The organism is Luteimonas suaedae (assembly GCF_008312895.1).
In the GTDB taxonomy this organism is placed as follows: Bacteria; Pseudomonadota; Gammaproteobacteria; order Xanthomonadales; family Xanthomonadaceae; genus Luteimonas; species Luteimonas suaedae.
Genome location: NZ_VSSP01000001.1, coordinates 493519 through 510096 on the forward strand (window position 1 = coordinate 493519; position 16578 = coordinate 510096).

10 protein-coding genes are annotated in these 16578 nt (G+C 69.6%); 6 read left to right on the plus strand and 4 right to left on the minus strand.

From position 1 onward, the window contains the following. Nucleotides 1-19 precede the first annotated feature (19 nt). Complete coding sequence (locus FXO19_RS02170) at nucleotides 20-3067, minus strand: Rne/Rng family ribonuclease (RefSeq protein ID WP_149193406.1); 3048 nt, start codon at nucleotides 3065-3067, stop codon at nucleotides 20-22. 472 nt (nucleotides 3068-3539) lie between these two features. Between FXO19_RS02170 and FXO19_RS02175 the strand changes: the two genes are divergently transcribed. Beyond that, entirely contained in the window at nucleotides 3540-4502 is a 963-nt protein-coding gene (locus FXO19_RS02175) for an RluA family pseudouridine synthase (RefSeq protein ID WP_149193407.1), read from the plus strand. A 198-nt stretch (nucleotides 4503-4700) separates the two neighbouring features. Here FXO19_RS02175 and FXO19_RS02180 read toward each other — a convergent pair whose 3' ends face one another. Then, nucleotides 4701-5042, minus strand: coding sequence for a 4a-hydroxytetrahydrobiopterin dehydratase (locus FXO19_RS02180; protein ID WP_149193408.1), 342 nt, complete (start codon nucleotides 5040-5042; stop codon nucleotides 4701-4703). 93 nt (nucleotides 5043-5135) lie between these two features. On the opposite strand from FXO19_RS02180, the gene FXO19_RS02185 reads away from it, so the two are divergent. Together FXO19_RS02185 and FXO19_RS02190 are read left to right on the plus strand one after the other, a co-directional pair. Continuing rightward, nucleotides 5136-5729: an NfuA family Fe-S biogenesis protein gene (locus FXO19_RS02185; protein ID WP_149193409.1), complete on the plus strand. Its 594-nt coding sequence runs from the start codon at nucleotides 5136-5138 to the stop codon at nucleotides 5727-5729. Nucleotides 5730-5745: 16 nt separating this feature from the next. Then, complete coding sequence (locus tag FXO19_RS02190) at nucleotides 5746-7371, plus strand: hypothetical protein (protein ID WP_149193410.1); 1626 nt, start codon at nucleotides 5746-5748, stop codon at nucleotides 7369-7371. 256 nt (nucleotides 7372-7627) lie between these two features. On the opposite strand, the gene FXO19_RS02195 is transcribed toward FXO19_RS02190, so the two are convergent. Together FXO19_RS02195 and FXO19_RS02200 are read right to left on the minus strand one after the other, a co-directional pair. Continuing rightward, entirely contained in the window at nucleotides 7628-8053 is a 426-nt protein-coding gene (locus FXO19_RS02195) for a c-type cytochrome (protein ID WP_149193411.1), read from the minus strand. Nucleotides 8054-8064: 11 nt separating this feature from the next. Beyond that, entirely contained in the window at nucleotides 8065-8427 is a 363-nt protein-coding gene (locus FXO19_RS02200; protein WP_149193412.1) for a c-type cytochrome, read from the minus strand. A 238-nt stretch (nucleotides 8428-8665) separates the two neighbouring features. Between FXO19_RS02200 and FXO19_RS02205 the strand changes: the two genes are divergently transcribed. From FXO19_RS02205 to FXO19_RS02215, 3 genes are read left to right on the plus strand one after another with little or no spacing between them, the layout of a single operon-like run. Then, a complete protein-coding gene (locus FXO19_RS02205; protein WP_149193413.1) occupies nucleotides 8666-9790 on the plus strand; it encodes an efflux RND transporter periplasmic adaptor subunit in 1125 nt (374 codons plus the stop codon). Further along, nucleotides 9787-13314, plus strand: coding sequence for an efflux RND transporter permease subunit (locus FXO19_RS02210; protein WP_149193414.1), 3528 nt, complete (start codon nucleotides 9787-9789; stop codon nucleotides 13312-13314). Before FXO19_RS02205 ends, FXO19_RS02210 begins: the two co-directional genes overlap by 4 nt. Beyond that, on the plus strand, nucleotides 13311-16388 hold the full coding sequence (locus FXO19_RS02215; RefSeq protein ID WP_149193415.1) for an efflux RND transporter permease subunit: 3078 nt from the start codon (nucleotides 13311-13313) through the stop codon (nucleotides 16386-16388). The genes FXO19_RS02210 and FXO19_RS02215 overlap by 4 nt, the downstream gene beginning before the upstream one ends. Nucleotides 16389-16578 lie beyond the last annotated feature (190 nt).

The window sequence follows — 16578 nt, forward strand, 5'->3', positions numbered from 1 at the left end:
TGCGCGGGACCTGTTGCCGTCAAGCGCTACGGAAGCGTTCGTCGCGGTCGTGGCTGGTTTCTTCCGCGGTTTCGTCTTCGTCGGACGTCTTCTCTTCCTGTCCGGCGCCTTCGGTGAGGGCGTTGGCGGCGGTTTCGGCCGGTTCCGCTGCGACACCGTCGAACAGTCCGGGCGTGCGCGCCGGCTCCGGCGATGCCGCCGGTTCGGCACTTTCCGCGGCCCGATCGGCCGGGGCCGAAGTCACGGGTGCCGAGTGTTCGGTCGCGGGGGCGGCGGATCGCGGCGCCTCGGCCATCGCATCCGGTGTCGGCGGTGCCGATTCGGTGACCTCCGGCGGCGCGGCAGGCGCGGGCGTCGGTGTCGGTGAAGCGGTGACCGGCGGTGCAGCAGAGGCGGTTGCCTCGGCAGCGGATTCGGTCGTTTCCGGTGTCGCCTCGGCAGAGGGCGCTTCGCGGTCTTCGATGGCCGCCGGAGCGCTCATGACCGATGCGGACTGCCCGCCCTGCGCGTTGTCGGATGCAGGAGGAGCCGTGGGCGCGCTCGTGGTGGGCGTGGTTTCCGGAGTGGTGTCCGGCGAGGGTGCGGCTTCCGGCTCCACGACGGAACCCGCGACCGCGGCGACGCTCGGCGCGGCGTCAGGCTTGCGCGCCGACGGCGGCCTGGACTTCGGCATGTCGTCGAAATCGAATTCCGGCTGGCTGTCGTCGACCTCCGCCACCGGCTCCGAGCCGGCCTCGTCGATGTCGGCCGCAGCCGAATCGGTATCGCCGCCGCCACGACGACGGCGACGACCGCCGCGACGTCCGCGACGACGACGGCCACCGGCTTCGCCGCCGGACTGGGTGCCTTCCTCGCCGGGCGCGGTGCCGGCGATCGCCTTGTCCTCGGACCCGGCGTCTTCCTGCGCGGCGGGTGCCGCGGCCGGCGGAACCTCGTCACGAATCGCTTCGGAAGGCGCAGACGGCTTCGCCGCGGTCGTGGCGGCGGTCTCCTCGCGCTCCTTGCGGGCCGGCTCGACCGCGGCGTCTTCGGCTGCCGCGGCATCGCGGCGCGATTCACCGCGGCCCTGTCCCTTGCGCCTGGGCTGCCGCGGCGCCTTCGGCTCCTGCTTCTGCGGCGCGACCTGGCCCTTGTCGGCCTGCTGGTCGGCCTCCGGCTTCTCCTCGCGCGCCTGCTTGGCGTCCTGCTTCTGGCCCCGCCGCGGCTCTTCGCGGCGCTTGCCGTCGCGGCCCTGTCGACCGCCGCCGCGGCGTTGCCCGGAACGCTCGCCGCGCTCGGCTTGATCGCCGCGGGTGCCACGCGAAGACGATCGCTGCGGCGTCGGCGTGGCCGTTTCAGTGGCCGGTGGTGCTGCGAAAACACGCTTGAGCCAAGCCATGAATCCGCCGCTCGCGGGGACCGCGGCCGGTGCCGGCGGCGCAGCCGCGATCGGTGCCGGTTCCTCGCGCGGTTCGCGAATCGGAGCGGGCTGGGCCGGCTGCACGTTGGTCACCGCGGCGGGTGGCGGCACGTTGAGGTTGGATTTGCTCAGCGCAATCGTCGCCAGCCTGCGCGGCGTGCCGCGCTGGTAGCTGGGCTTGCTGGTTTCCTCGCCGAGCTCGTTCTCGCGGATACGGGTGACTTCGTAGTGCGGGGTCTGCAGCTGGTCGTCGGCGACGATCACGATCGGCGCGTCGTGGCGGCCTTCGATCTCGGCCAGTGCGCGGCGCTTTTCGTTGAGCAGGTAGTTGGCGATCTCGGTCGGCGCCTGCACCAGCACCTGGCCGGTGTTGTCCTTCATCGCGTGCTCCTCGGCCACGCGCAGGATCGATAGCGACAGCGACTCGATGCTGCGCATGCGGCCGTGGCCTTCGCAGCGCGGGCAGACGATCTGGCTGGATTCGCCCAGGCTGGCGCGCAGGCGCTGCCGCGACATTTCCATCAGGCCGAACTTGGAGATCCGACCCAGCTGCACGCGTGCGCGGTCTTGCTTGAGCGCGTTCTGCAGCCGGTTCTCGACCTCGCGCTGGTGCTTGTTCGACGACATGTCGATGAAGTCGATCACCACCAGCCCGCCGAGGTCGCGCAGGCGCAGCTGGCGGGCCACCTCGTCGGCGGCCTCGAGGTTGGTGTGGAACGCGGTCTCCTCGATGTCGCCGCCCTTGGTGGCGCGCGCCGAGTTGACGTCGACCGCGGTCAGCGCCTCGGTCTGGTCGATCACCAGTGCGCCGCCGGACGGCAGGCGGATAGTGCGCTCGTAGGCGTTCTCGATCTGCGACTCGATCTGGAAACGGTTGAACAGCGGGACGTCGTCGGTGTAGTGCTTGAGCTTGCGCAGGTTGTGCGGCATCACCTGCTCGACGAACTCGCGCGCCTCGTCATACATCTTGTCGTCGTCGACCAGGATCTCGCCGATGTCGGCGCGCATGTAGTCGCGCAGGGCGCGGGTGATCAGGCGCGACTCCTGGTAGATCAGGAACGGCGACGGCCTGCCCAGCGCCGCCTCGGCGATCGCGCGCCAGATGCTGAGCAGGTAGTCCAGGTCCCACTGCAGCTCCTCGGCATCGCGGCCGACGCCGGCGGTGCGGATGATCACCCCCATCTCGTCGGGGATGTTCAGCTTGTCCATCGCCTCCTTGAGCGCGGCGCGGTCATCGCCCTCGATCCGGCGCGAGACGCCGCCGGCGGTGGGCGAGTTCGGCATCAGCACCATGTAGCGGCCGGCCAGCGAGATGAACGTGGTCAGGGCGGCGCCCTTGTTGCCGCGCTCTTCCTTCTCGACCTGGACCACGACCTCCTGGCCCTCGCGCAGCAGCTCCTTGATCCCGGCGTTGCGGTGATCGGCGCCGGCCTGGTAGTAGTCGCGGGAGATTTCCTTCAGCGGCAGGAAGCCGTGGCGCTCGGCGCCGTACTCGACGAAGGCCGCTTCCAGCGAAGGCTCGAGCCGGGTGATGCGGCCCTTGTAGATGTTGGACTTCTTCTGTTCCTGCGACGGTTGCTCGATATCGATGTCGTAGAGCGTCTGGCCGTCGACGATGGCGACGCGCAGTTCTTCTGCCTGCGTCGCATTGATCAGCATGCGTTTCATGATGCGTTCCTCGCGCGCTGCTACCGCGCGGAACGCCGTGGGCGTTTCGCCTCTGGAGACTGCCAACTGCGCCAGCGGACCCTCGCGGATCCTCGGCGGGGCGATGGACCGCCCCGCGCCGCGGCGCGGCTTCAGGTTTTCCAGCGCTGCAACACCACGGCATGCCGCGGGAGCGCTTCTGTTCTCAGTTCAATCTGTTGCAGGGCCGGCGGCGGCTTTCGGCTTTGGCGTGAGCGCCGCGCGGGACATGTTCAACTCCGGACCCAAAGGGACCGGGCGATGGCCGGGACTGCCGCTGAGCCGCTAACATGTCCACCCCGGGGGTGGTGGCCGCGCACTGCATCGGGATCGCGGGAGGTGGGCTTTCGGCCCGGTTTGTCCGGTTGCATGCCGCCAGAGCGGCGTGCGGGACAACTCCCTGCGAAATCAGACCCTTATCTCGCGCGGTGAGTGTAGCAGATCAAAACCGCCCATGACCCATTCAGACTCCCCGGCGCCTCCGTCCGGCGGTGCCCGCACCGTGCAGGTGCCGGCCGACCGCGCCGGCCAGCGGCTCGACAACTTCCTGCTCGGCCAGCTCAAGGGGGCGCCGCGCAGCCTGGTGTACAAGCTGGTCCGTTCCGGCCAGGTGCGGGTCAACGGCGGCCGCGCCAAGGCCGAGCGCAAGCTCGAGGACGGCGACGCGGTCCGCATTCCGCCGGTGCGCCTGGAGGATCCGGCGCAGCGGGGCAGCCCGGCGAAGGGCCTGCTGGCCGCGGTCGACGCCGCGGTCGTATTCGAGGATGCGCGCCTGCTGGCGCTGAACAAGCCGATCGGGCTGGCGAGCCATGGTGGCAGCGGGATCAGTTTCGGTGCCATCGAGACCCTGCGCGCGTTGCGGCCCGACGCGACCCTGGAACTGGTGCATCGTCTCGATCGCGACACCTCCGGGCTGCTGCTGGTGGCGAAGAAGCGCTCCGCGCTGACCGAGCTGCAGGCGCTGATGCGGGCCGACGCCGGCATCGCCAAGCGCTATCTGGCGCTGCTGGTCGGGCGCATGCCCGACGGCGTGATGAGCGTCGACGCACCGCTGCACGTCGGCCTGCGCCAGGGCGGCGAACGCCATGTGCAGGTCAACCCCGCCGGCAAGCCCTCGCTGAGCCATTTCAAGGTGCTCGAGCGCCGTGGCGGCCATTCCTGGTGCGAGGTCCGGATCGCCACCGGACGCACCCACCAGATCCGCGCCCATGCACAGCACATCGGCCATCCGGTCGCCGGCGACGACAAGTACGGCGACGCCGAGGTCAACCGCCGCCTGCGCGAACGGGCCGGAATGAGGCGGATGTGCCTGCACGCGGCGTCGCTCGAGTTCGCGCTCGACCAGGGACGTGCGCCGTACATGCTGCATGCGCCGCTGCCGCCGGACCTCACGGCCGTGCTCGACGCGCTCACCTAGGCCCACCCCGCGGCTCATCTTCTGTAGGAGGGGTTTCAGCCCCGACCGCGCGCGGTCTGACGGTAGATGCTCTCTGCCGCTGTTTGCCTTCGCAACGCGCGGCGGCGCGTTCATCGTGATCGCCGCCGATAGGGTTGCCTGGCGCGGTCGGGGCTGAAGCCCCTCCTACACGAGCATCGCCAGGGGCATGGGATGCCGTCAGCGCAGCAATGCGTCGGCCTTGGCCGCGCAGATGAAGTCGTTCTCGGACAGGCCGCCGACGTCGTGGGTGGAGTAGCGCACCACGCAGCGGTCGTAGTGCACGCCGAGATCGGGGTGATGATCCTCGCGGTGCGCGATCCAGGCCAGCGCGTTCACGAACGCCAGGGTGCGGTGGTAGTCGTCGAAGCGGAAGGTGCGGGTCAGCGCACGCCCGTCCTCGGCCAGGTCCCATTCCGGCAGCTCCGGCAGCAGCTCACGGATGCGGGCCTCGTTGAGCCGGTGTTCGCTGCCTTTGCGCGGCACGCAGCGGGCCTGGTCGAGGGGAACGAGGTCGGACATGGGCGGTTTCCTGGCAGAACGTCAGTCGAACGGCGGGCATTCTCGCGCCGCCGGCGTTCGAAAAGCGTGAGGCGGGACGGCTAGAATACGGGAATGATAGAGATCTCAGACAATGCGCAGACCCACTTCCGCAAGCTGATCGAGCGCGAGGCGCTGCCCGGCCTCGGCGTGCGGCTGGCGGCGATCCACCCCGGCACCGCACGCGCCGACGTGCGCCTCGAGTTCGCCGAGCCCGGCGAGCTGCAGGGCGACGAGTGGGCGATCGATTGCGAGGGCTTCACCCTGTGGCTGGACGCGGACAGCGTGAAGTTCCTCGACGGCGCGCAGATCGACTACACCACGCAGGCCACCGGCGGGCAGCTGCAGATCCGCGCGCCGAAGATCAAGGGCGAGACGCCGGACGCGTCGGCGTCGCTGGTCGAGCGGGTGCGTTGGCTGGTGGAATTCGAGATCAACCCGCAACTGGCACAGCACAGCGGCCACGTGTCGGTGGTCGAGGTCACCGCGGAGGGCGTGGTGGTGTTGCGCTTCGGCGGCGGCTGCCACGGCTGCGGACTGGCCGACGTGACCCTCAAGCAGGGGATCGAGAAGACGCTGATGGAGAAGGTGCCCGGCGTGACCGCGGTGCGCGACGTGACCGACCACGACACCGGTACCGCGCCCTACGTTCCGCGCGACGCGGCCTGAGCGGACACCGGCGCGAGTGTTCACCTCCGCCGACCTGATCGAAGCGCTGCGCCGGCGCATGCGCCGCTCGATCAGGCCGCTGCCGCCGAGCGGCGAGTTCCCGTCGGCCTGGCAGGCCTGGTTCCAATCGATGCGTGCCGGAGCCGGCGCGGTGACCGGCGCGCCCGCCGCGGCGATCGTTGCGATCATGGTGCAGCGCGAACCGGCGGCGCCGGCGGCGTGGGTGCAGTTGAACCGCTGGCAGGCGTTCACCGCGTTGTGGCGCCAGCAGTGGCATCCGGCCAGCGAGGACGAGCGCTGGCTGCGGGTCTCGGCGACGGTGCTCAGCCTGGTGTTCCATATCGTGTTCGTGGTGCTGCTGGTGTGGCTGATGCACGCACGCTTCATGCTGATGCCCCAGCCGGCGCAGCGCGGCGAGCATGTGGTGGAGGTGGAATTCATCGGCGAGGGCACGCCGGAGGAGGAGGGCGGCGGTCCGCCGCAGAGCGCGCTGGTCGTGGAGGAGACGGCGCCCACCGCAGCGGCCGCGCCGGTCGAACCGCCGCGGCCGTCGTCGGAGCCGTTGCTGCCGCCGCCATCGGTGACGCGCCCGGAACCGACACCGCCACTGCCTTCGCCGCCGCCGGTCGAACAGCCGCTGACGGTCACCGAGACCCCGCAGCCGGACACGCGCTTCGTGGTACCGCCGCCACGTGCGCCGGAACTGGCGCAACCGCAGATCGAGATGCCGGAGGTGCCGCCGGTGCGCAGCCGCGACATCGAGGTGGTGGAGGTCCCGGACCTGCCGACGCCACGCACGCGCGCGCTGCCGCAGGCGCAAGTCGAGGTGCCCGATCTCGAGCAACCACCGATCGACGTGGTCGAGCGCGAGATCGCCACGCCGCTGCCGCGCGTGCGCACGCCGGAACTGGAGGCGCCGGTGGTCGTGGCGCCGGACCTGCAGCGCGAATCGCCGCAGATCCGCACGCGCGAGATTCCGCTGCGCTCCGCAGCGGACGAGCGCGCAGCCGAGGCGGCGGCGCAGTCCGCGGCCACCGCCGCACAACGTGCCGAGGAGGGCTCGACGCCGTCCCCGTCCACCGCGTCCGAGACCGCCAGCGGCACCCGACCGGCGGCACCCGCGGCGGGCAGCGGCGTGGCGCAGACGCCGGCGCCGGGGGCGTGGCAGACCCCGCAGCGCGGCGACGACTGGGGCGATTCCGCGCGCGAGCAGGCGGGCGGACAGCAAGGCACCTCCAGCCTGTTCAATCCCGACGGCAGCCCGCGACTGGCGGACGGGACGGCGCCGGTGGGCGGCGGGTTGCCGCCGGGCACGATCACCGAGGATTACGAGAAGATCGACCGCATGGGCACCTGGCTCAGGCGCCCGCCGACCGACTACGAGCCGACCAGCTTCGATCGCTTCTGGGTGCCGAACGAAACGCTGCTCGAGGAATGGGTCCGGCGCAGCATCCAGACCGTGCTGATCCCGATCCCGGGCACCAGCAAGAGCATCCGCTGCGACGTCATCACCCTTGCGCTGGCGGGCGGCTGCAGCATCACCGATCCCAATATGCAGGACGTGGAGGCCGAGGCACGGCCGCCACCCGATGTGCCGTTCAAGCGCGAGCTGTTCGAGGATCAGGAGAGCCTGGGCGACTGAGCACGGGCACCGCGAATGAAGCCCCGTAGGAGCGCGCCACGCGCGCGATACCGCGGGGCGCGTCGCCGCCACGCGATTCCGCACACCGACGCGCCTTCCGGTTCGTGCAGGCGCCGTCGATCGGCCGTCGCCGGAAGCGCCCGCGGTGCCGCGCGCATGGCGGGCTCCTACGCAGTCATGGCCACGGTCGCGCTCTAGTGAAGACGGGACCGCGCGGGTCCCGTCGTTGTTCCAGTCGCTTGGCGAAGCGCGCCGCTCAGTACGCGCCGCTCAGGTCGCGGATCTGGGCCGGGCGCGAGCCGAAGTAGGCGGCGAGATCGGCGATCTGCTGGTCGGTCAAGCCCTGGGCCTGGTTCGACATCAGCGCGTGCTCGCGATTGCCGTTGCGGTATTCCTGCAGCGCATGGGCCAGATAGTCCGTATGCTGGCCGCCGAGCTTGGGATAGGTCGCGTCCAGCGGGTCGTTGCCGTCGGCGCCGTGGCAGTCGATGCAGGTCTGGCCGGTGGCTTCGCTCTTGACGTTGGCCTGCTGCTCGCCGGCCTCGATGCGGCCCTTCGGCAGGCCGGCGGAGGACGAGCGCTGCTCGGCGTCGGGGTCGTGGCCTTCCTCGCCGGAGCAGGCAGTGAGCACCGCGCATGCGGCAAGAACGGACACGAAAAGGCAATGCTTGGCGTTGATCATGGCGGCGCGGCTCACTGGTTCAGGCTGGACAGGAACGCCGCGATATCGGCGATGTCCTGGTCGGAAAAGCTGTTGGCCTGGGCTTGCATGGTCGGATGCCGACGCGTGCCGCGCTTGTATTCGGTCAGGGCATTGATCAGGTATTCCTGCGACTGACCGCCGATCTTCGGCACCCGGTAGTTCGGGTAGGCGTTCACGTAGTTGGTGACGCCGTGGCAGCCCTGGCAGGTGTAGGCGAGCATGCGACCGTTTTCGGCGGAGCCGGCACCGGTGCTGTCTGCCGGCTCGGGCGCGGCGGCGGACTCCTGGGCGAGGGCCGCGAACGGAAGCGCGGCGAGGGCGAGGCAGGCAGCGAGTTGCAGCGGTCGCGTCATGTGGGGTTCCGCAATCCTGGTGGCTGAATGGAACTTGGCTTGTAACCGGAGATCGCGCACGGACATCCCCGGCGCGCGATCACGACAGTATAGCCTGCCGCCGGATCGCGACCCAATCTCGCGCGACAGAAAACGACGGCGGCCACCGACTGGCCGCCGGTCACCATGACCTTCGGCGGATGGCCAGCGGAGGACTTGGTGATATACATGACTACAACACCTAATGGGGTCCTCTGAAATGCGCTCGAACACATGGATTGCAGGCCATCGCCGATGGCTGGCACTGTTGCTGCTCGCCGGTCTGGTGCCGCTGACGGGTTGCGGTCGCGGCGGCGAAGCGCAGGCCAAGGAAGGGGAGGAGGCACAGACGCAGGCGGTGCCGGTGGAGACCGCCGCCGCCGCCAGGCGCACCGTCGCGGCCAGCTATATCGGCACCGCGTCGCTGGAACCGCTGGCAGAGGCGCAGGTGGTCGCCAAGACCTCCGGCGTCGCCCTGCAGGTGCTGGTCGAAGAGGGGCAGACGGTCAAGGCCGGCCAGACCCTGGTGCGGCTCGATCCGGACCGCGCGCGCCTCAATCTCGCCCAGATCGACGCGCGCAAGCGCAAGCTGGAGAACAGCTTCCGGCGTTCGGATCAGCTGGCCGCGCAGCAGTTGATCAGCGCCGGCGACCATGACCAGCTGCGCTACGACCTGGAGGAGGCGCGCGCCGCCTACCGGCTGGCGGCGCTGGAACTGTCCTACACCAACGTGACCGCGCCGATTTCCGGGGTGATCGCCTCGCGCTCGATCAAGACCGGCAACTTCGTACAGATCAATTCGCCGATCCTGCGCATCGTCGACAACTCGCGCCTGGAAACCACGCTCAACGTGCCCGAGCGCGAGCTGGCGACGCTCGAGGCCGGCCAGCCCGTGCACATGCAGGTCGACGCATTGCCAGGGATGACGTTCGAGGGACGCGTGGCTCGGATCGCGCCGGTGATCGATGCGGGCAGCGGCACCTTCCGCGTGATCTGCGCCTTCGAGGGCGGTGGTTCGCTGCAGCCGGGCATGTTCGGCCGCATTCGCATCGACTACGACCATCGCGCCGACGCCCTGGCGATTCCGCGCCAGGCGCTGCTCGACGACGAGGGTGAGCCCGCGGTCTACGTGGTCCGCGACGGCAAGGCGGTACGGACCGCGATCGAGACCGGCTACGCCGACGGCGCCTTCGTCGAGGTGCGCAAGGGCCTCGAGCCCGGCGATGCGGTGATCACCGCCGGCAAGGTCGCGTTGCGCGATGGCAGCGACGTGCAGGTGATCGGAGCGCCCGCCGCAGCGGTGGCATCGGCTGCCGCCGCCGCGACCGACGGCGACAAGCAATGAGTGCTCCGGTCGGGGACCCACACGGCACGCCGCCCGGCGGCGCCGGTATCGCGGCGGCTGCGCGTGGCGGCGTGATCGAGTTCTCCACCCGCCGTCGGGTCACGGTCGCGATGGTGACGATCAGTTTTCTGTTGTTCGGCCTGATCGCGCTCGGTGATCTCAAGGTCAACCTGCTGCCGGACCTCAGCTATCCGACGCTGACGGTCCGCACCGAATACACCGGTGCGGCGCCGTCGGAGATCGAGACCCTGATCAGCGAGCCAGTCGAAGAGGCGCTGGGCGTGGTCAAGGGCCTGCGCAAGCTCAAATCGGTTTCGCGCACCGGCCAGAGCGACGTCGTGCTCGAGTTCGCCTGGGGCACCGACATGGACCAGGCCAGCCTGGAGGTGCGCGACAAGCTGGAAACGCTGGAACTGCCGTTCGAGGTGCGGGCGCCGGTGCTGCTGCGCTTCAATCCCTCGACCGAGCCGATCCTGCGCATCGCGCTGAGCGCGCAGGGCGAGGGCGACGAGATCCGGCAGCTGACCGAACTGCGCCGCTACGCCGACGACGACCTGAAGAAGAAGCTCGAACCGGTGCCCGGGGTGGCGGCGGTGAAGGTCGGCGGCGGGCTCGAGGACGAGGTCCAGGTCGAACTCGACCTGCAGCAGCTCGCGCGCATCGGGCTGCCGGTGGAGAACGTGATCCAGCGCCTGCAGCAGGAGAACGTCAACCTGTCCGGCGGGCGGCTGGAACAGGGCACGCAGCGTTACCTGGTGCGGACCGTCAACCAGTTCGCCAGCGTGGACGAGATCCGCGGGATGCTGGTGGCCACACAGGCCGGCGCCAGCGAAGGCGAGGGCGCGGCGGACGTGGCGCGCATCGCCGCCGCCAGCGGCGATGCACAGGTGCTGGCGGCGGCGATGTCGGCGCAGAACGCCGCGGCCACCGCGGACCGCGCGGTGGCCGAAGGCCGCCCGGTGCGCCTGCGCGATGTCGCCGAGGTACGGCAGGGCTTCAAGGAGCGCGAGGCGATCATCCGCCTGGCCGGACGCGAGGCCGTGGAACTGGCGATCTACAAGGAAGGCGACGCCAATACGGTCGCCACCGCGGACGCGGTGCACGCACGGCTGGCGCAGATCCGCGAGCAGATCCCGCCCGACATGGACCTGACCGTGATCGACGACCAGTCCAAGTTCATTCGTGCGGCGATCTCCGACGTCAAGGTGGACGCGGTGCTGGGCGCCTCGCTGGCGATCCTGATCATCTTCCTGTTCCTGCGCAGCGGCTGGAGCACGTTCGTGATCGGCCTGTCGCTGCCGGTGTCGATCGTCACCACGTTCTTCTTCATGGACCAGTTCGGGCTCGGCCTGAACGTGATGTCGCTCAGCGGCCTGGCGCTGGCGACCGGCCTGGTGGTGGACGATTCGATCGTGGTGCTGGAGAGCATCGCCAAGGCCCGCGAGCGCGGCCTGGGCATCCTCGAGGCCGCGATCGAGGGCGCGCGCGAGGTCGGGATGGCGGTGGTCGCCTCGACCCTGACCATCATCGCCGTGTTCCTGCCACTGGTATTCGTCGACGGCATCGCCGGGCAGCTGTTCCGCGACCAGGCGATGACGGTGGCGCTGGCGGTGGGCATCTCGTTGATCGTGTCGATGACCCTGATCCCGATGCTCAGCGCGCTCAAGGGCCGGGCGCCGATGGCGTTCCCGGACGAGCCGGCGCACCCGCAATGGCGGCCGCAGCGCAGTTGGCAGAAGCCGGTGGCGGCCACCGGACGCGGCATCGGTGCCGGCGTGCGCGGGGCGTCGTTCGGCATCGCCTGGCTGCTGGTGCGCCTGTGGCGCGGACTGGTGGCACTGGTGTCGCCGGTCATGCGCAAGGCCAGCGATCTGGCGATGGCGCCCTACGGGCGCGCCGAGCGCCACTACCTGCAGGTGCTGCCGGGCGCATTGCGACGTCCCGGCCTGGTGCTGGCGGTCGCCGCTGTCGTGTTCGTGGCCAGCTTGCTGACGCTGCCGTTGCTCGGAACCGACCTGATCCCACAGCTGGCCCAGGACCGCTTCGAGATGACGGTGAAGCTGCCGCCGGGTACGCCGCTGCGCGAGACCGACCGGGTGGTGCGCGAGGTGCAGGCCGCGCATGCCGACGAGGACGGCATCGCCGCGTTGTTCGGCGTGAGCGGCAGCGGCACGCGCCTGGACGCCAACCCGACCGAGAGCGGCGAGAACATCGGCAAGCTGACCGTGGTGATGGCCGACGGCGGCAGCCGACGGCTCGAGGCGGATCTCACCGAGCGCCTGCGCGCGACGATGACGCGCTTCCCGGGCGTGCAGGTGGACTTCAGCCGGCCGGCATTGTTCAGCTTCTCGACGCCGCTGGAAATCGAACTGCGTGGACAGGACCTGGACGCGCTGGCCGCCGCCGGGCAGCGCATGGCAGGGCTGCTGCGCGACAACCCCAACTATGCCGACGTCAAGTCGACGGTGGAGCAGGGTGCGCCGGAGGTGCAGATCCTGTTCGACCAGGCGCGCGCCGGCGCGCTCGGCCTGACCACGCGCGAGATCGCCGACGCGGTGGTACGTTCGGTGCGCGGCGAGGTTGCCACGCGCTACAACTTCCGCGACCGCAAGATCGACGTGCTGGTCCGCGCGCGGGAAGGCGAGCGCGACTCGGTCGAACGCATTCGCAACCTGATCGTCAATCCCGCCGCCGCGCGTCCCGTGCGGCTGTCGGCGGTGGCCGACGTGGTCGCCACCACCGGTCCCAGCGAGATCCATCGCGCCGACCAGGTGCGCGTCGCCGTGGTGTCGGCCAACCTGCGCGGCGTGGATCTCGGGACCGCGGTCGACGACGTGCGGCGGATGGTGGCCGAGGACACGCGGGCCGGGCGCGGGCTCGGTGCCGGCATCAGCCTGCACATCGGCGGCCAGGGCGAAGAGCTGGCCGAGTCGGTACGCTCGCTGTTGTTCGCGTTCGGGTTGGCGATCTTCCTGGTGTATCTGGTGATGGCGTCGCAGTTCGAATCACTGCTGCATCCGTTCGTGATCCTGTTCACCGTGCCGCTGGCGCTGGTCGGTGCAGTGCTGGCGCTGCTGGTGACCGGCAACACCATTTCGGTGGTGGTGTTCATCGGCCTGATCCTGATGGTCGGGCTGGTGGTCAAGAACGCGATCATCCTGATCGACAAGGTCAACCAGCTGCGCGAAACCGGCGTGGCCAAGCGCGAGGCGCTGGTGGAGGGCGCGCGCTCGCGGCTGCGCCCGATCGCTATGACCACGCTGTGCACGCTGTTCGGGTTCCTGCCGCTGGCGCTGGCGTTCGGCGAGGGCGCCGAGGTGCGCTCGCCGATGGCGATCACGGTGATCGGCGGCCTGCTGGTTTCCACGCTGCTGACCCTGCTGGTGATCCCCGTGGTGTACGACCTGCTGGACCGGCGCGGAGACGCGCACTACGTCGAGCGCGGGCGACGGGCGCGGGCACGGATCGCCGCCCGGGGCGAGGCCGGTGAAGGCTTCGACGAAGGCGGAGCCGAGCACGCATGAGCATCGCCGAGCTCAGCCTGAAGCGGCCGGTCACCACGGTGATGCTGTTCCTGTCGCTGTGCGTGGTCGGACTGATCGCGTCGTTCCGGCTGCCGCTGGAGGCGCTGCCGGACGTATCGGCGCCGTTCCTGTTCGTGCAGTTGCCGTACACGGGATCCACGCCGGAGGAGGTGGAACAGAACGTGCTTCGGCCGGTGGAGGAGGCATTGGCGACGATGAACGGCATCAAGCGCATGCGCGCCAACGCCGCCGCCGACGGCGCCTTCGTGTTCATCGAGTTCTCCGACTGGGACCGCGACATCGCCGTCACCGCGTCCGATGCGCGCGAGCGCATCGACGCGATCCGCGACGACCTGCCCGACGACTTCCGACGCTACTTCGTCAGGAAGTTCTCCACCGCCGACGAGCCGGTGCTGCGCGTGCGGCTGGCCGACGAGACCGACCTGACCGGTGCCTACGACCTGATCGACCGCCAGCTCAAGCGGCGCGTGGAGCGGGTGCCGGGCGTGGCCCGGGTCGAGATCAACGGCGCGCCGCCGAACGAGGTCGAGATCGCGATCGATCCGGATCGGCTGACCGCGCATGGCCTGGAGTTGAACGCACTGGCCGAGCGACTGCAGGCGGTCAATTTCTCCATTTCCGCCGGCCTGATCGAGGACGGCGGACGCCGCCTGCGGGTGCAGCCGATCGGCGAGATCGCCGACCTGCAGCAGTTGCGCGACCTGTCGTTGAACGACAAGGGCCTGCGCCTGGGCGACGTGGCCGAGGTGCACTTCCGACCGGCACGCATGGACTACGGACGTCGGCTCGACGGTCGCTCCGCGGTCGGGCTCGACATCTTCAAGGAACGCGACGCCAATCTGGTGGAGGTCTCGCAGGCGGCGCTGGCCGAGATCGAAGCGGCCCGCGGCGAACCCGGATTGCGCGGAATCGAGGTCAAGGTCATCCAGAACCTGGGCGACGAGGTCACCGACTCGTTGCTGGAACTGGCCGAGGCCGGCGCGATCGGCCTGATCCTGTCGATCGCGGTGCTGTTCTTCTTCCTGCGCCACTGGCCGTCGACGCTGATGGTGACCCTGGCGATCCCGATCTGCTTCATCATGACGCTGGGTTTCATGCACTTCTTCGGCGTCACCCTCAACGTGCTGACGCTGATGGGCCTGCTGCTGGCGGTCGGCATGCTGGTCGACAACGCGGTCGTCGTGGTGGAAAGCATCTACCAGGAACGCGAGCGCTATCCCGACCGTCCATGGTATGCGTCCATCGTCGGCACCCGGCACGTCGCCATTGCGCTGTCGGCCGGCACCCTGTGCCACTGCATCGTGTTCCTGCCCAACCTGCTGGGCGAGACCAACAACATCAGCATCTTCATGGCGCAGATCGCGATCACCATCTCGGTGTCGCTGCTGGCGTCCTGGCTGGTGGCGGTCAGCCTGATCCCGATGCTGTCAGCGCGGCTGAAGACCCCGCCGGCGGTCAGCAAGCCCGGCGGGCTGATCCCGCGCATGCAGCATCGTTATGCGCGAATACTGCGCTGGACCCTGGAACATCGCGGCTGGAGCGTGGCCGGCATCGTGCTGATCGTCGCCGTGAGCGTGGTGCCGATGAAGCTGACCCGGTTCGACATGTTCGGCGGCGGCAGCGCCGGCGAACTGCAGCTCTACTACCAGTGGAAGGGAAGCTACACCAAGGCGCAGATGTCCGAGGAGGTCGCGCGGGTCGAGAACTTCCTCGAGGAACGCCGCGACGAGTTCCGGATTACCCAGATCTACTCCTGGTTCAGCGAGCAGGGCGGGGCCGGCACGATGCTCACCCTGGACGACACCGTCAAGGACACCCGCCCCATAGGCGAGGCGATCAGCAAGGCATTGCCGAAATCCGCACGGGCGGAGGTCGGCATCGACGGTGGCGGTGGCGACGGCGGCGGTGGAATGGGCCAGAACATCCAGGTGCAACTGGTGGGCGACAGCGCGCAGATGCTGCGCGCGCTCGGCGACGACGTCGTACCGATCCTGGAGCAGCGCCCCGAGCTGCGCGACGTGCGGGTCGACATCGGCGACCACAACGACGAGTTGACCGTGCGCGTGGACCGCGAGCGCGCCGCGGCGTTCGGCTTCAGCGCCGAGCAGGTGTCGACCTTCGTCGGCCTCGCCCTGCGCGGCAGCCAACTGCGCGAGTACCGCCGCGGCGAGAGCGAGGTGCCGGTGTGGGCGCGCTTTGCCGGCGCGGAAAACTACGGTGCCGAGGACATCGCCACCTTCATGGTGCGCTCGCCCGACGGCCGCAGCGTGCCGCTGCTGGCGATGGTGGATATCGGCGTGGTGCCCTCCGCCAACCGCATCAGCCGCACCGACCGTCAGACCACGCTGGCGATCAAGGCCAACCTGGAAGGCGAGACCACGATGCCGGATGCTCGCAAGGCGATGGAACAGACGCTGGAGACGCTCGCGTTCCCGGCCGGCTACGGGTACAGCTTCTCCGGCAGCGGCTTCGAGGAGGACCAGCAGGCGATGCAGCAGATGCTGTTCAACCTGGTGCTGGCGCTGGTGATGATCTACGTGGTGATGGCGGCGGTGTTCGAGTCGCTGCTGTTCCCGGCGGCGATCATGAGCTGCGTGCTGTTCTCGATCTTCGGCGTGTTCTGGCTGTTCTGGATCACCGGCACCTCGTTCACCATCATGGCCTTCATCGGCATCCTGGTGCTGATGGGGGTGGTGGTGAACAACGGCATCGTCATGATCGAGCACATCAACAACCTGCGCCGCCGCGGCATGAGCCGCACCGACGCGCTGGTCGAGGGCAGCCGCGAGCGCCTGCGCCCGATCCTGATGACGATGGGCACCGCGATCCTGGCGATGGTGCCGATCTCGCTGAGCAACACGGTGGTGCTGGGAGGCCTGGCGTACTCGCCGATGGCGCGCGCGGTCGCCGGCGGACTCGCGTTCTCGACCGTGGTCAGCCTGCTGTTCCTGCCGACGATCTACGCGATCCTCGACGATTTCAGCAACGGCACGGCGCGCCTGCTGCAGCGGGCGCGCGGCGCCGGTGGAAAGATCGCCACGGCCCGCGCGTGAACCGCGCTACCTGCAATGCCGGCACGTCATCAACGCTGCCGCGGCCCCGACGTGCCCGCGCATCCAATCGCGCCGGCATGGGCTGACTTTCCGTAGGAGCGCGCCATGCGCGCGATGCCGCGGGTATTTCGCCGCCCGCGAATTTTGGTACCGGCGCGCCTGCCGGTCCGGATTCGCGGCATCCACCGGA